This window comes from Alphaproteobacteria bacterium (assembly GCA_017308135.1).
In the GTDB taxonomy this organism is placed as follows: domain Bacteria; phylum Pseudomonadota; class Alphaproteobacteria; order CACIAM-22H2; family CACIAM-22H2; genus Tagaea.
Genome location: JAFKFM010000006.1, coordinates 60311 through 77244, shown reverse-complemented (window position 1 = coordinate 77244; position 16934 = coordinate 60311). Strand labels below are relative to the sequence as shown.

Annotated in this window: 15 protein-coding genes; 8 read left to right on the top strand and 7 right to left on the bottom strand. The window is 64.7% G+C overall.

Features of this window, described 5'->3' with window-relative positions; genetic code table 11:
• Positions 1-2: 2 nt before the first annotated feature.
• Complete coding sequence (locus J0H39_00595; GenBank protein ID MBN9495223.1) at positions 3-596, top strand: DUF2238 domain-containing protein; 594 nt, start codon at positions 3-5, stop codon at positions 594-596.
• Here J0H39_00595 and J0H39_00590 read toward each other — a convergent pair.
• Positions 586-1611, bottom strand: a complete 1026-nt coding sequence (locus tag J0H39_00590; GenBank protein ID MBN9495222.1) for a hypothetical protein — start codon at positions 1609-1611, stop codon at positions 586-588. The genes J0H39_00595 and J0H39_00590 overlap by 11 nt on opposite strands.
• 133 nt (positions 1612-1744) lie before the next feature.
• On the opposite strand from J0H39_00590, the gene J0H39_00585 reads away from it, so the two are divergent.
• Positions 1745-2554, top strand: a complete 810-nt coding sequence (locus J0H39_00585; protein ID MBN9495221.1) for a hypothetical protein — start codon at positions 1745-1747, stop codon at positions 2552-2554.
• Here J0H39_00585 and J0H39_00580 read toward each other — a convergent pair whose 3' ends face one another.
• Positions 2555-3895: a cytosine deaminase gene (locus J0H39_00580; GenBank protein MBN9495220.1), complete on the bottom strand. Its 1341-nt coding sequence runs from the start codon at positions 3893-3895 to the stop codon at positions 2555-2557.
• A 112-nt stretch (positions 3896-4007) separates the two neighbouring features.
• Here J0H39_00580 and J0H39_00575 point away from each other — a divergent pair, with 112 nt between their 5' ends.
• Both J0H39_00575 and J0H39_00570 read left to right on the top strand, forming a co-directional pair.
• Entirely contained in the window at positions 4008-5045 is a 1038-nt protein-coding gene (locus J0H39_00575; GenBank protein ID MBN9495219.1) for an ABC transporter substrate-binding protein, read from the top strand.
• 28 nt (positions 5046-5073) lie between these two features.
• A complete protein-coding gene (locus J0H39_00570; GenBank protein ID MBN9495218.1) occupies positions 5074-5892 on the top strand; it encodes an alpha/beta hydrolase in 819 nt (272 codons plus the stop codon).
• On the opposite strand, the gene J0H39_00565 is transcribed toward J0H39_00570, so the two are convergent.
• The 3 genes from J0H39_00565 to J0H39_00555 form a co-directional block, all read right to left on the bottom strand.
• Positions 5869-7380, bottom strand: a complete 1512-nt coding sequence (locus J0H39_00565) for an amidohydrolase family protein (protein MBN9495217.1) — start codon at positions 7378-7380, stop codon at positions 5869-5871. The genes J0H39_00570 and J0H39_00565 overlap by 24 nt on opposite strands.
• Positions 7381-7464: 84 nt before the next feature.
• Positions 7465-8541: a galactose oxidase gene (locus tag J0H39_00560; GenBank protein ID MBN9495216.1), complete on the bottom strand. Its 1077-nt coding sequence runs from the start codon at positions 8539-8541 to the stop codon at positions 7465-7467.
• 23 nt (positions 8542-8564) lie between these two features.
• A complete protein-coding gene (locus J0H39_00555; protein MBN9495215.1) occupies positions 8565-9290 on the bottom strand; it encodes a DUF1194 domain-containing protein in 726 nt (241 codons plus the stop codon).
• Between the two features lie 135 nt (positions 9291-9425).
• On the opposite strand from J0H39_00555, the gene J0H39_00550 reads away from it, so the two are divergent.
• Positions 9426-10262, top strand: coding sequence for an alpha/beta hydrolase (locus J0H39_00550; protein MBN9495214.1), 837 nt, complete (start codon positions 9426-9428; stop codon positions 10260-10262).
• A gap of 325 nt (positions 10263-10587) precedes the next feature.
• Here J0H39_00550 and J0H39_00545 read toward each other — a convergent pair whose 3' ends face one another.
• Both J0H39_00545 and J0H39_00540 read right to left on the bottom strand, forming a co-directional pair.
• A complete protein-coding gene (locus J0H39_00545) occupies positions 10588-12120 on the bottom strand; it encodes an ABC transporter substrate-binding protein (GenBank protein MBN9495213.1) in 1533 nt (510 codons plus the stop codon).
• 105 nt (positions 12121-12225) lie between these two features.
• Positions 12226-13215: an aldo/keto reductase gene (locus J0H39_00540; GenBank protein ID MBN9495212.1), complete on the bottom strand. Its 990-nt coding sequence runs from the start codon at positions 13213-13215 to the stop codon at positions 12226-12228.
• Positions 13216-13356: 141 nt separating this feature from the next.
• On the opposite strand from J0H39_00540, the gene J0H39_00535 reads away from it, so the two are divergent.
• The 3 genes from J0H39_00535 to J0H39_00525 all read left to right on the top strand — a co-directional run bounded on the left by J0H39_00535 (position 13357) and on the right by J0H39_00525 (position 16934).
• A complete protein-coding gene (locus J0H39_00535; protein MBN9495211.1) occupies positions 13357-14172 on the top strand; it encodes an acyl-ACP desaturase in 816 nt (271 codons plus the stop codon).
• Between the two features lie 78 nt (positions 14173-14250).
• Positions 14251-15234, top strand: a complete 984-nt coding sequence (locus J0H39_00530; protein MBN9495210.1) for an ABC transporter substrate-binding protein — start codon at positions 14251-14253, stop codon at positions 15232-15234.
• An 11-nt stretch (positions 15235-15245) separates the two neighbouring features.
• Positions 15246-16934, top strand: a complete 1689-nt coding sequence (locus J0H39_00525; GenBank protein ID MBN9495209.1) for an iron ABC transporter permease — start codon at positions 15246-15248, stop codon at positions 16932-16934.

The window sequence follows — 16934 nt, the reverse complement described above, 5'->3', positions numbered from 1 at the left end:
ATATGTTCCGGATTCTGACGGCGCTATGGGCCGTGGGCCTCGTCGCGAGCGGTTTAGCACCTTACGACCGCGCGACATGGGTGATGGAAGTGCTGCCTGCGATCGTCGCGTGGCCGATCCTTTACGCCGCGCGCGACCGCTTCCGCTTCACCGAGCTGACGCTCGCCTTGATCGCGGCGCACGGCCTGATCCTGATGCTCGGCGGTGCCTATACCTATGCGCGCGTGCCGTTCGGGTTTTGGTTGCAGGATGTCTTCGACCTCGGCCGCAATCCTTACGACAAGATCGGCCATTTCGCGCAAGGCTTCGTGCCCGCCTTGATCGCGCGCGAATTGCTGATCCGCGTGTTCCGGATCGTGCAGCCCAGGCTCGTGCTGTTTTTGACCGTGTCGATCTGTTTGGCGATCAGCGCGGCGTACGAATTGATCGAATGGGCGGCCGCAATCGCCTTGGGTCAGGGCGCGCATGAATTCCTCGGCACGCAAGGCGACGAATGGGACACCCAATCGGATATGGCGATGGCGCTGCTGGGGGCGCTGGCCGCGACGCTGCTCTATCGCGCGCAGGACCGGCAGATCGCCAAGCTCAACGGCTGAGCGACCATTCCTCGTCGGCCGGGAAGTAATGCGCGACGAAGCGATAGGTGCTTTTCAGCAGGACTTCGAGCGACCGGCTGCGGATATCGCCGTGCTCGTTCTTCCACGCGGCGACGATCGGGTCCCAGAGCAGTAAGCGCACATGCAGCTGGTCGCGCGTCTGGCGGATGAAATCGACGATCTGGTCGGTCTTGCGCGCGACGGATTTGATCTCCGCCGCTTGACCGTCGACGTTGTAGAACAGCCCGCGATATTCCTCGACCGGTTTGCGGATCAGGATGCGCACCCGGTAGATCTCCTCGCCCAGGGCGCCCGCGTTGCGATAGGCCTTCGCGGCCTTGGCGAGTTTCTCGACGATCGAGCTGACCTGCGCATAGCGGTCGCGCAGGCCCTCGATATAGGCGAATTCGCGCGACACGCGCTCGAACCGCGCTTTGTATTGTTCCTTCTGGTCCGCCGACACGCCAAGTGCGGCGAGAAGCCGCGCATGTTCGGAATCGAGCTTCTCCTTGAAGCCGGGCTCGCTCAAACGCGGGCTCAAGCCGCCTTGCACCAAAGCTTGGTCGAGATCGCCGCCATCCTGCGCCAGCAACGCCGCGACGATGCGCCCGCGCGCGCGGTCCTTATGGATCGGATCGACCTTCCACGACGCGGTGCCGTTCAGGATTTCGTTGGGGATGGAATCGCCCGGCACGATCTCGCTGACGAAAGCGAGGCTGCGCGCGGCCAGTGCGATCAGCCGCTTGTCGTCCTCGGACATGTCCGGGAACATCTTCTGCAGAATCGTGATCGACAGGAACGCGCGGTGCTCGCCCAACTCGATCGATAACCCTTGCTCGAGCTTGTCCGGCTCGCGCACGAATTTGCAATTCGGTAAGGTGAAGATCTTATGGTCGAAGATGAAATGGGTCGACTTGCCGCCTTCCTTGGGCGCAGCGATTTCGCCCGGCGGCGTCGCTTCCGCCGCGCCGGCCGGAGCGGCGTCTTCCCGGGGGACGGAAGTGTCTTGGCTCATCGTGGCGCTAAACTAGCGTTAATCCTTCGTTTTTCCCAGTCCTGTTCGCGATATTTTGCGGCGCAACATTGGACAATTTAGGCTCACTTCAGGAATTCATGCGATCATGTTTCGAATTGGAGTCGCGATCGCCATGACCCAGCCCCCGCCCGAACCGACACCGTCGGATGTTGCCGATCCCGATGGCGAACGGCGCAAACTCGAAGGCTTTGGCGCGGAAATTCTGCTGTCTTTCGTCGAGCGCGTGATCGCCAAGCATGACGGGCAAGACACGCTGGGCTTGCGCCGCGAAGCGCGCGAGATCGTCACCGGCGGGAACCTCACCAAAATCGCCGGGCTCGCCGCCAACGCGTTCGAAAATCAGCGCCGCCAGGCGCTGTTGCGCAAACTGCGCCGCGATGCGTTCGGGCGGCTGGTGTGCAAACCGATCGCGCCGTTGTTCGAAGACGGCTCGGTCAGCCGCGAACTCGTCCACGGGATCCGCGCGTTCATCCGCATGCTGATCGGCAAGGAACAGGAATTCGCCCTGTCGATGGCCGCACAGGCGACTTGGAAGCAGATGCAGATCGACAATCCGGACGTCACCTGGAAGCAGTTCTACGCGCATCCGGACATGCGCGCGATTTGGTGGCGCATTCTGGTGACGCTCCCCGCCGCCTTCCGGCAATTCGAATCGCGCCTCGGCCGGATGGTGCTGGTGTTGAATACGCGCGCGGGCGATGTGGCGTTGTCGGGCAACGCCTATGTCCACACGCATCATGCGCAGACGATCGACCTCGCGACCGAAAGCGAAGCGCTGGCGATACTGCGCGCCTGGGTCAAAACCGGGCTCGGCCTCGATGCCGAAGAAAAGCGCCAATTCGCCGCCGCCACCGGCCATACGCCGGATTTCGAAGCGCTGGCCGAGCGCCTCGATCTCGATCTGCCGATGAAGGCGGAATAGTCAGACCGCGAGCGTCGCGTCGAGTTCGGCGTAATCCGGCAAAGGATCGCGCACGCGCGCGCCCGCGTTGATCACGATACGGTCGCTTTGCGGCCGGCACATGAATTCGTTCAGCGTGCGCGCGGCGAACAGGATCAAGCCGGCGGGTCCGCCTGCGACGATGCGTCCGGTGCCGGCGAAGCCCGCGATCTTGGCCGCGACCGGACCGACCCCGGCGATGGCCGGCGTCAGCGGATGGTCGAGTTGCAGCACGCGCACCGATTGCTGGAACGTGTCGATCATGTCGTGATCGCCATAGGGAAACCACGCGTCGCGGCAATTGTCGCCGCCGATCGCGATGGGCACGCCCGCCGCCAATAATTCGTTCACCGCCGTCACCCCGCGCCAGCGCGGCGTGCGGCCCGGTTTGCGATCCTGCAAATAGACCATCGGCGTCGGCATGGTCGAGACCGCGACGCCCGCCTTGGCGCAAAGTTCGGCCGTGCGTTTGATCGTCGCATCGTCCTGCAAGGCGAGGTTGACGCAATGCCCGGCCAGCACTTTGCCTTTGAAGCCGGTGCGCAGCGCCGCTTCGGCGATCAGCGGCAGGGAGAAGGCGGCGGGATCGTCCGATTGATCGACATGCATGTCGACGTCGAGGCCGTGCGCGCCCGCGACCTCGAAAAACAAATCGAGCAACGCCACCAGCTCGTCGTTGCGGGCACCATCGTAATAGCCGATCGCGTCGGTCGTGCCGCCCAAGACGCCTTTCGATCGCGCGACCAAGCCGGGCAATTCCTTGCCCCAAGGTGTACGGAAGAAGGTAAGGGGGACGAGGCCGACGGCCTGAAGATCGACGCGTCCGGCCCATTCGTCGCGCAGTTCCCGGAACACGTCCCAGCTCGTCGGCGCGTTTTCTTCCTGGCTGTCGAGATGGGTGCGGATGGCGCCCACGCCATGCGCATAGGCGCAGCGCAGGCCGAACGACATGCGCGCGCGCATATCCGCGTGCGTCCAGCGCTTGCGGTCTTCGAACGTGCCGATCGCACCGCCGTCTAGCGTGCCGTCGGGCATCGCGCGTGGGATCACTTGGCCTTTGTCGAGATGGGTGTGGATGTCGATCAGCGTCGCCCAGACCAGCCTTCCCTCGAGGTCGATATCGCCGGGGCCTTGCGCCGCCGAACCGGCGGTGGCGATGCGCGCGATCTTGCCGTCGGCGATGGCTAGATCGACCAGCGCGCAGCCTTCGGAATCCGCCGCCAAGCCCGGCATCGTGGCGTCGAAGAACACGGCGGGCACGCGCGCGCGGCGCAGAACATAGGCGCCGGCTTCGGGTATCCGTATGTCTTTATGCCGGGTCATCGGGTCCTCCCTTAATCGAAAGAGAGAAGCAACGCTTATGCCGCGCGCGGCTGGCATACATTCTGCGTCGTATCTGCGTGCCGGCGATGTCCGCCGCGATATGGAGGTAGCGATGCCGAAATTGAGGCGTTTCCTTGCCCGAACTTTGTGCGCGACCGCCGCGATTCTCGCCATGCTTCTGCCGGCGATGGCGCAGCAAGCGCCGGTCAATATACGCCTTACCCTCGATTGGGCGCCGCAGCCCCATCAAAGCCCGTGGTTCATCGCCGCCGATCGCGGCTATTTCGCGCGCGAAGGTTTGAACGTCCAAATCGATCGCGGCTTCGGCTCGGGCGATGCGATGGCCAAGCTCGCCGCCGGATCCTATGACATCGGTTTAGGCGACCCGAATATGCTGGTCCGCTGGAACGTCACCAATCCCGCGTCGAAGGTGACGACCGTGTTCCTCTACATGGACAAGGGGCAGCACGCGCTGGTGACGCTCAAATCGACCGGTATCAAAACGATGTCCGATCTCGCCGGAAAAAAAATCGCCCACCCGCCGGGCGATTTCATCCGCCCGCTTTGGGGCGTGTTGTCGCGGTTGCAGAACATCGACTCGTCGAAGATCGAATGGCTGACCGTGCAGCCCAATCTGCGCGATTCGCTGCTGGCGCGCGGCGGGGCGGATGCTGTCACGGCCTTCGCCGCGACGACCTATTTCAATCTTCTGTCGCTGAACGTGAAGCCGGAGGACGTCGTTCTGTTCCCGCTGGGCGATCACGGGTTCGAACTGATGGGCAATGGTTTGCTGGTCACGCAGGAATATGCGCGCCGCAATCCCGAAACGATCCGCAAATTCATCCGCGCGACGCTGGCGGGGATGCGCGATTCGCTGACGGATATTCCCGAGGCGATCCGCTCGGTCGCGCGGCGCGACGCGACGATCAATCCGGAGATCGAAACCGCGCGCTACAAATTCATGATCGACACGTCGATCATGACGCCCTATGTGCGCGCCAACGGGTTCAGCGTGGTGACGAAGGAACGCTTGGAGAAGTTGAACGCCTTTCTGTCGGAAGCGGCCGAGTATGCGAGCGCGCCGCCGGCGAGCGACCTTTATGTGGACACGTATTTGCCCCCGGTGGCGGAATTGAAAGCGCCCCAGTAAACTCGGCCGTATGGAAAATTGGCGCGAAATGACCCGCGCGGCGCTCGACGCCGCCTACAACAACGGCGCGGCCGTCCCCAATTCGCAGGAATTGCTGGCCGAGTGGCGCGCGCGCAGTGCGGCGTTCCGCGACGGGCATCGGGGGGCCGTGCTCGACGTCGCCTATGGCCCGCATGAACGCCAAGCGGTCGATTTCTACCCTTGCGGCAAGAAGGGCGCGCCCGGTTTGCTGTTGATCCATGGCGGGTATTGGCAGATCCCCGTCCATACCCGCGCGACCTTCGCGGCTTTGGCGCAAGGCCCGCTGGCGCGCGGGATCGATGTCGGCTTCGCGGGCTATGTGTTGGCGCCGGAAGCGACGTTGCGCGACATCGTCGGCCAGATCCGCAAATCGATCGACACGTTCGACGGCTTGCTCGCGAAAGCGGGATCCGACCGCACGCGGATTTGCGCGGCCGGCTGGTCGGCGGGCGGGCATCTGGCGGTCAGCGCCCTCGACCATCCGAAACTGACATCGGCGCTGGCGATCAGCGGCATTTTCGAATTGGAGCCGCTGCGCCACAACTACATCAACGACAAGCTGGGCTTGAGCGAAGCGGAAGCCGCCGCGTTGTCGCCGATGACCGATCCCGGTGCTTCGCGCAAACCCATCGCCTTGGCGGTCGGCGGCAATGAATTGCCCGAGCTGATCCGCCAATCGCGCGACTATGCCGACGCGCGCGCGAAAACGGGCGCACCCGTCACGCTCGACGTGATCGCCGGGCGCGACCACTTCACCATCGTCGATGAAGTGGCCACCCCCGACGGCGTCATCACGAATCGTTTAGCCGGGCTGTTGTCCGTTTAGGACATAACCGTAACGTAAATGCGACGGGTCGGCGCCGTTGCGCAGATAGGCGGCCTTCACGGCGGCGACGCCGTCGGTGTCGAGCCCGGCTTTGGTGATGTCGTAATTGTACATCTTGGCCGAGGTCTCTCCGAAGATCATGCGCTTGATCGCGCCATCGGCGGGCCCCAGCTCCGGGAAGCCGTAACGGCGGCGCATGTCTTCGGGAATTTCCAGGCGGCGCAAGGCTTCGATCTGCCATTGCGGCGCGCCGGTCCAGATCGCATCCGTGCCCCACACGACGTGATCGGCGCCGAGGCCCTTCACCAGAATGCCCATCATGGCGGCGCACAGGCGCGGCTCGATCACCGTGCTTTGCGCGAAGATCTGACCCAGATCGCCATAGACGTTCGACACGCCGAATTTCTCGGGAATTTCGGCAAGGTCGTTGACCCATTCCACGCGCCCCGTGCGCTCGAACTGCGCCATGCCCGCCGCCGCGTTGCCGCCCGAACCCCAACGATAAGCCGAGTGATAGATCACGAAGCGGATTTGCGGCCAATCCTTCGCCGCTTTGCCGACGTCGTCGACCTTCGCGTATTGCACCAGGTGCGGGAATTGCTGCTCGGTCGAGGGCGGGTACAGGCCCTTATGCACGCAGACGATGTTCTGCCCCGCCTTCAGGATTTTCTCGTAGAAGGGATAAAGCAGCTTTTCGTCGTCGAGCCGCCAGGGATGGCGCGCCAACTGCTTGTTGGTGTTGTCGCCGACCGTGTAGCCCTTCCAGCTATCGGGTTTGTAGAGCGCGATCGCCTCGTCCACCTGATCCATCCAGCCGGGCACGCCGGGCATGAAGATCGCGTGGCTCAAACACCGGCGCGAACCCGACGCGGTGTTGACGCGTTCGCGCGCGTCGAATTTCATTTTGTTGGTCAGGAACCAGTCGCGCGGGTCTTCGGAGCCGGAGCCCGAGACGAGAGCGACCTTCGTGTCGCTGTCGAGATAGATTTCCTTGAACCAGTTCGGATATTTCAAATCCGCGATCGTCTGTTCCTTGCCGGCAAGGCCGGGGTTCCAGCCCGCCTGACCCACGGCGGCGCGCGCACGCACGAAACCTTCCAGGCGCGTATCGTCGCGCAGGAAATGCGTATGCACGTCCATCACGAATTGGCCCGACAGCGCCTGGGCGCGCTGCGCCGCCTTGTCGATCGACGCCGCTTCGGCGCGCGACACCTCGTAAAGCGGCCCGTAGATATCGTTCATCGCCACGAAGGCGGCGGCCATGCCGGCGGCCGTCTTGAAAAACCCCCGGCGATCGAGCTTGTGCTTAGCGCCAAGCTCGTCGGCGAGATCGCCCATCCGCGCTTCGACCTTCGCTTGGCGTTCGGTCTGCGGGATCGGGAAAAATTCGTCGCTGGCGACGACTTGCGTGGGGATCGGCGTGGCGGGCGTGGCCGTATCGGCGGGTTTCAGCGCCGCCAATTCCGCGTCGGTCAACAGGCTCATGATTTCCTCCCCGGCCGCCTTCGAGCGTGCGGCCGCCGGGGAGAAGGGTGCGCCGGCCTGTGGGCGCGGTCAAATCCTGGGTTGTAACTAGCCCAAGGTGAAGGCTTCGTGGACGGCGGATTTGACGCCGCCGCCCATCTGCGGCCCGCCGCCGGCCATATGGATCGCGTCGCCCAGCAACGCCGTGCCCACGCCGTGGCGCGGGGTCAGCATCGGCGCGTATTGCTCCCATTTGTCGGTCTGGAAATCATAGGCCTCGTTCTGGCCGAACACCTTGTTGGTGCCTTCGCCGCCCATGCAGAACATCTTGCCGCGATAGACGACCGTGCCGTGGCCCGATCGCGCGGTGGGGATCGGGTTGCGGAAGCGCCAGCGATCCTCCTTGGGATCGTAGGTGTGGTGCAAATTCGAATTCGTGTGGAACGTATCCACACGCCCGCCGACCAGATGGATCAGCCCGTTGTTGAACACGATGCCGACATGGTCGCGCGCGGTGGGGAATCGCGCCGCCTCGCGGTAGCGGTCTTCCTTGATGTCGTAGACAAGATGCCAATCGATCGATTTGCGCGTCTCTTGGGTATTGCCGACGGCACCGCCGACCAGATGGATATTGTCGCCGACGGTGACGGCGCCGATGGCGCCCGACGCGGTCGGCAGCGGACGCAATTTCACCCAGCGATCGTCGCCCGGCGTCCACACGAACACGTCCTCGTGCGGAAAGCGGTTCTGTTCGATGAAGCCGCCGAAGGCGTAGAGCTTGCCGCCATGCGTGGTGATGCCCACGTGATTGGCGCCGCGCGGCAGCTTGGCCGCCTCGCTCCACGCGTTCTTCGCGGGATCGAACACATGGTGATAGGGCATGTCGAAACGCTGTTCGGCATAGCCGCCGACCAGATGCAGCTTGCCGTCCAACGCCGCCGCCCACGCCATTTCGGTGCGCGGCAGCGGCAGCGGGGGCTTGGCTTCCCATCGGCCTTGCTGCGCCGCTTTCGGCGCCGGGCTGTCATAGACCGCGTGTTCCAGCGCCAGCGGCGGCAGATCGATGCGGCCGGGCTGGTTCATCCGCTCGAACATCTGGCCGTGATGGGGATGTTGCGCAAGCGCCGGCGACGCCAGCGCGGCACCGGCCACGGAAAGCGCCGTGCGGCGGGAGATCGATTTCATCGGGGAATTCCTCTCGCTTCTTCTCAGGCCGTTTCGCGGCTCAATTTATTGACCATTGCGAATCCGAAGGTTTCGAAACCTTGGACCGCCATCAGGAAGGCGCCTTGGCCGCCGATCACGTTGGTACGGAAATACTCGTCCAGCCCGCCCGGCGGATGCGTGTGGTACGGATTCCACGGCATCGGATCGGTCGACAAAATCACCAGCGCGTTGATCGTGACGCCGGTCGCCAGAACCTGATCGCGCGCGACATCGGGCATCATGCCCGACGTATTGGTGCCGTCGCCCGACACGTCGAGCGTGCGCCGCTCGGCCGGGAAGGGGCAGCGCTGAAACTCGCGCAGCGAAAACGCGATCGCTTCGCCCAAAGCCGTCTGCGCGCCGAAGGGGCGGGGCACGGCCAAAAGTTTGGCGCCGAAATCCTCGGCCGCCGCGGCGGAATCGATGCGCGTCCAATCGACGATCGTCTGTTGCGAGCGAATACCCGACCATTCGTAATAGGTGGCGGCGACGGCGCGGAAACGTCCGCCGGTCATCACCTTCACGACGCGCGGATCGGCAATCGCCGAAGCGTAGCCCTGGCGTTGCAGCGCGAATTCCTCCGGGTCGATCGAGCGGGAGATATCGGCGGCAAGGACGAGCTGCAGATCGACGGGGCCCGACGCGGCGGCACGGCGCGAGGGCCAAATCGTCGCGGCGGCGAGGCCGGTGGCAAGGGCATGACGACGGGTGAGACGCTTCGACGACATCGGCGCAACTCCGGCAGGGGAACGGACGCGGCGGCAACGTAACCGCACAAAGCCTTGCACGGTCCGGGCCGTTTTGTCGCGCTGTTTTCGGTTTCATGCCCTGTATTCGATTTCGAATGGTGGCAGACTGCGCTTATGAGCGATTCCGATTGGGCTCCGAAAATCACCGCCGGCTATGTCGAACGTCCCGGTGCGCGCGTTTACTACGAAGTCGCGGGCGATGGCCCGCCGATCGTGTTCCTCCATGGGCTGGGCGGCAATCATCTGTCGTGGTGGCAGCAGGTTCCCGAATTCGCCCGGCGGCACAAGGTCGTGACCTTGGCCGCGCGCGGCTTCGCCCCTTCCACTGCGGCGACGCTGCCGCCCGATCCCGCCGATTTCGCGGGCGATGTGGAAGCGGTCCTTGACCATCTCGGCATCGCGAAGACCGCCCTGGTCGCGCAATCGATGGGCGGCTGGGCGGCCGTCGAGTTGGCGCTGACGAAGCCCGCCCGCGTCGCCGCTTTGGTGCTGGCCGCGACATCGGGAACGTTGGATGTGCGCCGACTCGACCCCGCCGCGTTCGACGCATGGTCGGCGCAAGCCAGCGCCGCGCGCGAAGCCATGCGTGAAGCCGCGATCCATCCGGCGACCGGGCGGCGCTATGCCGAAGCCGAACCCGCCTTGCATCATCTCTATAAATCGATCGATACGCTGGCGGGCACCGGCGGGCTCGACAAGGAAGCGTTGCGCGCGAAGCTCAAACGTTGGCGCGATCCGGCCGACGCCGCGGGGATCGCATGCCCCGTGCTGCTCGCGATGGGCGAGGAAGATGTGGTGTTCCCCTCGTTCCTCGCCCCCGCCTTGGCGCGCAAAATTCCGAACGCGCGCGACGTTTTGTTCGCCAAGGCCGGGCACTCGGCCTATTTCGAAATCGCGGACGCGTTCAACGACGCGGTCGCCGCGTTCCTGCACGAGAACGGCTGGCGCTAGAGTCTGATCCAGGGGAATTGTGCCGCCTGCGTTGGGCTTCCGGCGTGTGCGAACCGCGCGGCGCGGTCCGAAGCCGATAGCGGTACCTATCGGCGAGGGCCGCAACAAAGCGGGCGCCCGCCGGAACCCAACCCGTAGGGCCGCGTTCTTTTGCGCCGCAGGTTCGTCGAAGTGCTTGCGCGTAGAACCACTACGCGCGGCGCCCTTCTCCTGCCTGCGTCACAAAATCCCGGCGGCGCAGGCGGCACAATTCCCCTGGCTCAGACTCTCAAAAAAACGCCGGGGCTTGCGCCCCGGCGTTTCTCTTGTCGATCGGCGGGCGGGATCAGTTGGCGAGCCACACGCCCGCCAGATCCTGGCCCAGCAGATGCGACGGCGTGATGTCCCAGCCGCGCACGTTGGAAGCGAGGGGCACAATGCGGGTGAACCAGAACAGCGGCACCGTGTAGCCCATATCGAACAGATGGATTTCGAAATCGCGGACCAGCGCCTTGCGCTTGGCGACGTCGGTTTCGCGTTCCTGCTGGTCGAAGATCTCGTCCAGGCGGCGGTCGAGATGGCGCGACACGTTGAAACCGGGCACGCGATCGAACGAGATAAACCGGCGCAGCTGGAAATTCGGCTCGTCCGCGAACTCGGTCGTGAAATCCAACATTACCTGGAAGGCGCCGGACGTGCGCGCGGCGAAATAGGTCGCGCGTTCGGCCTGGCGCTGTTCGACCGTGACGCCGATCTGGCGCCATTGGTCGATCAGCCACACCGCCACGGTGGGGAAGGGCGGCAGCGACATCGAGATGATTTCGAATTTCAGGTTGGGCACGCCCGCTTCCTGCAGCAAGCGCCGCGCTTCGGCGCGCGCGCGCGCGATATCGGCGGTCGGCGTCATGCCCGGATACTTCGTCAGCTCGCCGCGCGGCGGCGCGTAGTCGTAGCCCGGGCGCAGCAGCGTGCCCGTCGCCTTCACTTGGCTGACGCGCGACAAGGCGGCTTCCGCGCCGAAGCGATCCAGCGCCATCGACAACGCGCGGCGCACGCGCACGTCGTCGAAGGGCTTCTGTTCGACGTTGAACGACAAGATCAGGCCCGATAGCCAATTCGCTTCCTGGAACGTGACCTTCGGGTTGGCGACGCGCGCCTTCTCGGCCGGGCTGATGCCGCGGAACTCCGCCATCACCTGGCCGCCTTGCACGGCGTTGAGCATCGAAGCGCCCGACATCACGACCGCGCGGAAGCCGTCGAGATAAGGCTGGCCCTGGCGGAAATAACCGTCGAAGCGCGTGCCCGTCCAATGCGAACCGGGAACGCGCTCGCCGAAGCGGAACGCGCCCGAGCCCATCACTTCCTTCTCGGGATAGCGCGGATCCTGCGCGAGCTTGGCGGCCGAATAGATGCAGTTAAACGGGGCCGCCAGATAGGTCATGAAGGCCGGGTTCGGATTGTTCAGCTTGAACACGACCGTGTCGGGTGCCGGCGCTTCGACCGACGCGACGTCCTGGAAATGATCGCGGCGCGCGGAGCGCGCACCCGGTGCCGGCGTCTTGATGCGATCGAAGCTCGCCTTCACGTCGGCCGAGGTCAGCGCCGAGCCGTCATGAAATCGGATCGGCTGGATCAGGCGGAACGTATAGGTTTTGCCGTCGGGCGAGATCGTCCAATCGCGCGCCGTGTCGCCGATGATTTTGGGGTAGTTCTTGGCGTCGAACTTCACCAGCGTCGAGTAATGCGGCGCCAGATGATGGATCACCGCGAAATTCGTCGCCGCGTGGCAATCGGTCGTATCGGGTTCGCCGCCGACCGCGAAAATGAAATTGCCGCCGCGCTTGGGCTGCTCTTGCGCCCCAGCTTGAGATGTCACCATCGGCAGAAACGCCAAGGCGGCCAAAGCCGCACCGGCCAGGATTTTCTTCAACATAGGCTCCCCCCGAATTATCGGATCGTTGGGGGAGAGATTAACGAAGCTTGTCTAGCCGTTCCAGCCCGGATGCGGCCGCCAAATATACGGCGTTTCGATGCGCGAAACCTCGTCGGCCGTCAGCGGCGGCATATCGGCTGCGGCGGCCGCGTCGTCGAGCTGCTCGAGCTTGGTCGATCCGATGATCGGGGCGGCCATATAGGGTTTCGACCATAGCCACAGCAGCGCCACTTGCGTGGGCTTGGCGCCGCGTATCTTGGCGATGTCTTTGATCGCGTCGGCGATCGCCCAATCGCAATCGCGATAGGTTTCGGGCTTCGCACCCGCGTCGTTCTTCGATCGCTCGGTGTCGCCGCCCCCGCCTTTGACGCGGTTGCCGGCCAGGAAGCCGCGCGCCAGCGGCGAATAGGGGATCAAGCCCACGCCTTGCTCCAAGCAGAGCGCGTTCATCTCGCGCTCTTCCTCGCGCTGGATCGCGTTATGCAGATTCTGCATCGCGATCGGGCGCGCATAGCCCTTCGCGTCGGCGATGGCGATCATCTGCGCGAATTTATAGGCGGGCATCGTCGAGCCGCCGATATAGCGGACTTTCCCCGCGCGCACGAAACCGTCGAGCGTGGCCATCACTTCCTCGAGCGGCGTCACGCCATCCAAGCGATGGACCTGATAAACGTCGATATGATCGGTCTTCAGGCGCTTCAATTGCGCGTCGAGCGAGGCGACGAGATGTTTGCGCCCCAAACCCACCGCGTTCGGCGCGGGGCCCATTTTCAAACCGACCTTGGTCGAGATCACGAGTTCGTCGCGGGGCACAAGGCCGATCAGCTTCTCGCCCATGATCGTTTCGGAGACGCCGAGGTTATAGGCGTCGGCCGTGTCGAAGAAATTGATCCCGCGATCGAGGGCGCGTTTGAAGAACGGCGCCGACTCCTCCGGCCCGAACGCCGCCCAGGCGCGCCGCCCGGCGGCCCCCCAGGAATTGCCGCCAAGGCATACGCGGCTGACCATCAGGCCCGAACGGCCGAGCGGGACGAATTTCATGGGATATGGCTCCGGGGAACGAAGGATTTCGCTAAGTCGTGCCCGAAAACCGCAATTTTCACAAGGGCTTCAGCGACAACGCGGGGCCTTGCGCGCTGCGGTATTCGGCGCCATATAACCGTCATTAGCAAAGGAACGGTCATGGCGGGTTGGACTCTCGACGATATCGATTGGGCCGCATTCCGCGCGGATCGGGTCGATCCCGATCTGCTCGCGGTCGCCAAGGCCGCCGCGATGGTCGAGCATAACGGGGCCGACTACGCCGTCTATCTCAACAACGTGTTCGCCGGCGACGAGGCGATCCGCCCGGCGGTCGATGCCTGGGCAGTCGAGGAGATCCAGCACGGCAAGGCGCTCGCCAAATGGGCGACGCTGGCCGACCCGGCCTGGGATTTCGACGCGTCGTTCAAGCGATTCACCGACGGCTACAAGCTGCCCTTGGATGCGACGGCGTCGGTGCGCGGCAGCCGGGCGGGCGAGTTGATCGCGCGCTGCATCGTCGAAACCGGCACGAGTTCCTATTACACCGCGCTCGCCGAGGCGTCGGACGAGCCGGTCTTCGCGCAAATATGCCGCAAAATCGCGGCCGACGAGTTCCGTCATTACAAGCTTTTCTACGACCACATGCAGCGTTACCTGGAACGCGACAAGATCGGCCGAATGAAGCGCGTGTGGACCGGTCTCGGACGCATTGCGGAGTCCGAAGACGATGAATTGTCCTACGCCTATTACGCCGCGAATATGTGGCCCGAGCCTTACGACCGCGCGGTCGCCGCGCGCGCCTATGCGCGCCGGGCCTATTCGGTCTATCGCCGCAAGCATATCGATCGCGGCATCGCGATGGTGCTGAAGGCGGTGGGCCTGCCGTCGAACGGCGCGTTGCAGCGCCCGATCGCGGCGCTGGCCACGGCCTTCATGACCCGCCGGGCGGCGTCTTTGGCGCGCGCGGGCGCTTGAACGATCTGTCACAAGCGTGTAACCGAAGGCGGGTAATCGGGGCACGTTCCTAACCCCGAAACCGGGAGCCCGTCCCTCATGTTCCGTCGTTCCGTTCTCGTTGCCGCCTTCGCGGCGCTGACCATTCTTCCCGCCGCCGCGCAAGCGCCCTCGGGCAAGCTGGTGCTCTACACTTCGCAGCCGCAGGCCGACGCGCAAGCGACGATCGACGCGTTCCGGAAGGTGCATCCGGGCGTCGAGGTGACCTTCACCCGCGACGGCACCACGCAGTTGATGAACCGGCTTCAAGCCGAATTCGTCGCCGGCAATCCGCAGCCCGACGTGCTGCTGATCGCCGATGCGATGACGATGGAATCGCTGAAGGCGGAAAACAAGCTGCTGCCCTATACCCAGGCGAAGACGGATGGCTTGCCCGCCGGCAGCTTCGACGCGGGCAAAACCTATTTCGGCACGAAGCTTATCACCACGGGCATCGTCTACAACAAATCGGCGGCGATGAAGCCGACGAGCTGGGCCGATCTCGCCAAGGCCGAAGCGCGCGGCCAGGTCGTGATGCCCTCGCCGTTGTTCTCGGGTGCCGCCGCCATTCATATGGGGGCCGTCGTGCGCCAGCCCGATCTCGGCTGGAAATGGTACGAGACCTTGAAGGCCAACGGCGCCCAGGCCGCGCGCGGCAATCCCGCCGTGCTCGAAGCCGTCGCCGGCGGCCAGAAGCTCTACGGCGTGATCGTCGACTTCATGGCGATCAACGCGAACAAGAAGGGCTCGCCGGTCGAGTTCGTGTTCCCGCGCGACGGATCGACCTTCGTGACCGAGCCGGTCGCGATCCTGCGTACGGCGAAGAACCAGGCCGCCGCGCGCGCCTTCGTCGATTTCGTGCTGTCGGTCGACGGTCAGGCTTTGGCCGCGAGCCAGGGCATGCTGCCGGTCTCCAACGAAGTGAAGGCGCCGGAAGGTTTCCCGGTCCTGTCGAACGTCAAGCTGATGCCGATTCCGATCGCGGACATTCTGCGCAGCGACGAAGCCGACAAGGAACGCTTCGCCGATCTGTTCGGCAAGTGAGCTTTTCCGCGATCCGGACGGGGGCGGACGAGCGCCGCTGGCTCTTCGCCCTCGCCGGGATCGTGGCGCTGGTCTCGCTCTGGCCGCTCGCCAGATTGCTTTATGAAGCCGTCGCCCCGCGGGGCGGCGGCTTCGATCTTTCCATCGCCACGCGCGCCTTGACTGCGACCGCCACCTGGCGCGCGGCGTGGAATACGCTCGAAACCTCGGTGATGGGGACGGCGATCTCGCTGTTCCTGGGCGTGGGCTTCGCGCTGGTCGTGGCGTTGACCGATATTCGCGCCAAGGCGGCATTGATCTTCGTGTTCGTGTTGCCGCTGGTCGTGCCCTCGCAGATCGCGGCGCTGGCCTGGATCAACATGGCGGGTCCGCAAAGCGCGTTGCTCGGCGCGTTCGGCTTGGCGCCGCCGCCGGGTTCGGAAAATCCGCTCTATGGCCGCTTCGGCATTTCCTGGCTGCTCGGCCTCGAACATGCGCCCTTGGTGTTCTTGGCGGTGCGCGCGGGGCTTCGCGCTTTGCCGCGCGAAGCGATCGAAGCCGCGCGCGGTTGTGGCGCCACAAGAATCGTGGTGGCGCGCACGGTCGTGCTGCCGTTGATGTTCCCGGCGATTATGGCGGGCGGTTTGCTCGCCTTCGTGTCGAGCATCGGCAATTTCGGCACGCCCGCTTTGCTCGGCATTCCGGTCTCGTACACGACGCTCGTCACGCTCATCTATCAGCGTCTGGCCGGATTCGGCCCGTCGGTGCTGGCGCAAGCCGCGACGTTGTCGGCGCTGATCGGCGTGTTCGCGCTTGCCATGCTGTGGCTGCACGCCCATGCGCGCCGCGCGCTCGACGCGCGCGTGTCCGGCGCTTCGATGCCGTTGGAACCGTGGCATTTGGGCAAAGCGCGCTTGGGCGTCGAGATATTTTTGTGGACGGCGCTGGTCTTCGCCGCGATCGTGCCGTTCGTCGCATTGATCGCGCAATCGCTCGTACCCGCGATCGGCGTGACGCTCGACGCGACCACGATGACGTTGCGCGCCTATGTCGAAGCCTTCCGCCAAAGCGCGGTGTCGCGCGCCTTCGGCAATTCCTTCCTGCTGGCGGGAATCGCGGCGCTGCTGTGCGTGATGCTCGCCATGCCGATCGCCTACTTCGCCGCGTGGCGGCGCACAAGGCTGGTCAAGCTGCTCGATACGTTGATCGAATTGCCCTACGCGCTGCCCGGCATCGTGCTGGCGATCGCGACGATCCTCACCTTCATTCGCCCGCTGCCGATTCTGGGCGTGTCGATCTACGGCACGCTGTGGATCATCGGTCTCGCCTATGTCGCGCGTTTCATGGTGCTGGCGTTGCGCCCCGTGAGTGCGGCCTTCGCGCAGCTCGATCCGGCGTTGGACGAAGCCGCCGCCGCCGCCGGGGCGGGGTTCGGGCGGCGCTTGCGCGACGTCGCCTTGCCGATGGTCGCGCCGGCCGCCGGGGCGGGCGCCATCCTGGTGTTCCTCACCGCGCTCAACGAACTCACCGTTTCGGCGCTTCTCTGGTCGTCGGGCTCGGAAACGCTGGGCGTGATGGTGTTTTCGTTGCAGGAAGGCGGCGACTCGCCGCTGGCCGCCGCCGTGTCCACGCTCGCCGTCGCCGCCGTGATCGTGCTGATGCTGATCCTCGGCCTTATCGCGCATCGCTTGCCCAAGGGCACCTTGCCCTGGGCGAATTAG

Coding starts and splice junctions, on each gene's coding strand:
- J0H39_00575 (MBN9495219.1), top strand. CDS start 4,008: ATGCCGAAATTGAGGCGTTTCCTTGCCCGAACTTTGTGCGCGACCGCC.
- J0H39_00555 (MBN9495215.1), bottom strand. CDS start 9,290: ATGTCGTCGAAGCGTCTCACCCGTCGTCATGCCCTTGCCACCGGCCTC.
- J0H39_00590 (MBN9495222.1), bottom strand. CDS start 1,611: ATGAGCCAAGACACTTCCGTCCCCCGGGAAGACGCCGCTCCGGCCGGC.
- J0H39_00595 (MBN9495223.1), top strand. CDS start 3: ATGTTCCGGATTCTGACGGCGCTATGGGCCGTGGGCCTCGTCGCGAGC.
- J0H39_00530 (MBN9495210.1), top strand. CDS start 14,251: ATGTTCCGTCGTTCCGTTCTCGTTGCCGCCTTCGCGGCGCTGACCATT.
- J0H39_00585 (MBN9495221.1), top strand. CDS start 1,745: ATGACCCAGCCCCCGCCCGAACCGACACCGTCGGATGTTGCCGATCCC.
- J0H39_00560 (MBN9495216.1), bottom strand. CDS start 8,541: ATGAAATCGATCTCCCGCCGCACGGCGCTTTCCGTGGCCGGTGCCGCG.
- J0H39_00550 (MBN9495214.1), top strand. CDS start 9,426: ATGAGCGATTCCGATTGGGCTCCGAAAATCACCGCCGGCTATGTCGAA.
- J0H39_00535 (MBN9495211.1), top strand. CDS start 13,357: ATGGCGGGTTGGACTCTCGACGATATCGATTGGGCCGCATTCCGCGCG.
- J0H39_00540 (MBN9495212.1), bottom strand. CDS start 13,215: ATGAAATTCGTCCCGCTCGGCCGTTCGGGCCTGATGGTCAGCCGCGTA.
- J0H39_00580 (MBN9495220.1), bottom strand. CDS start 3,895: ATGACCCGGCATAAAGACATACGGATACCCGAAGCCGGCGCCTATGTT.
- J0H39_00570 (MBN9495218.1), top strand. CDS start 5,074: ATGACCCGCGCGGCGCTCGACGCCGCCTACAACAACGGCGCGGCCGTC.
- J0H39_00545 (MBN9495213.1), bottom strand. CDS start 12,120: ATGGTGACATCTCAAGCTGGGGCGCAAGAGCAGCCCAAGCGCGGCGGC.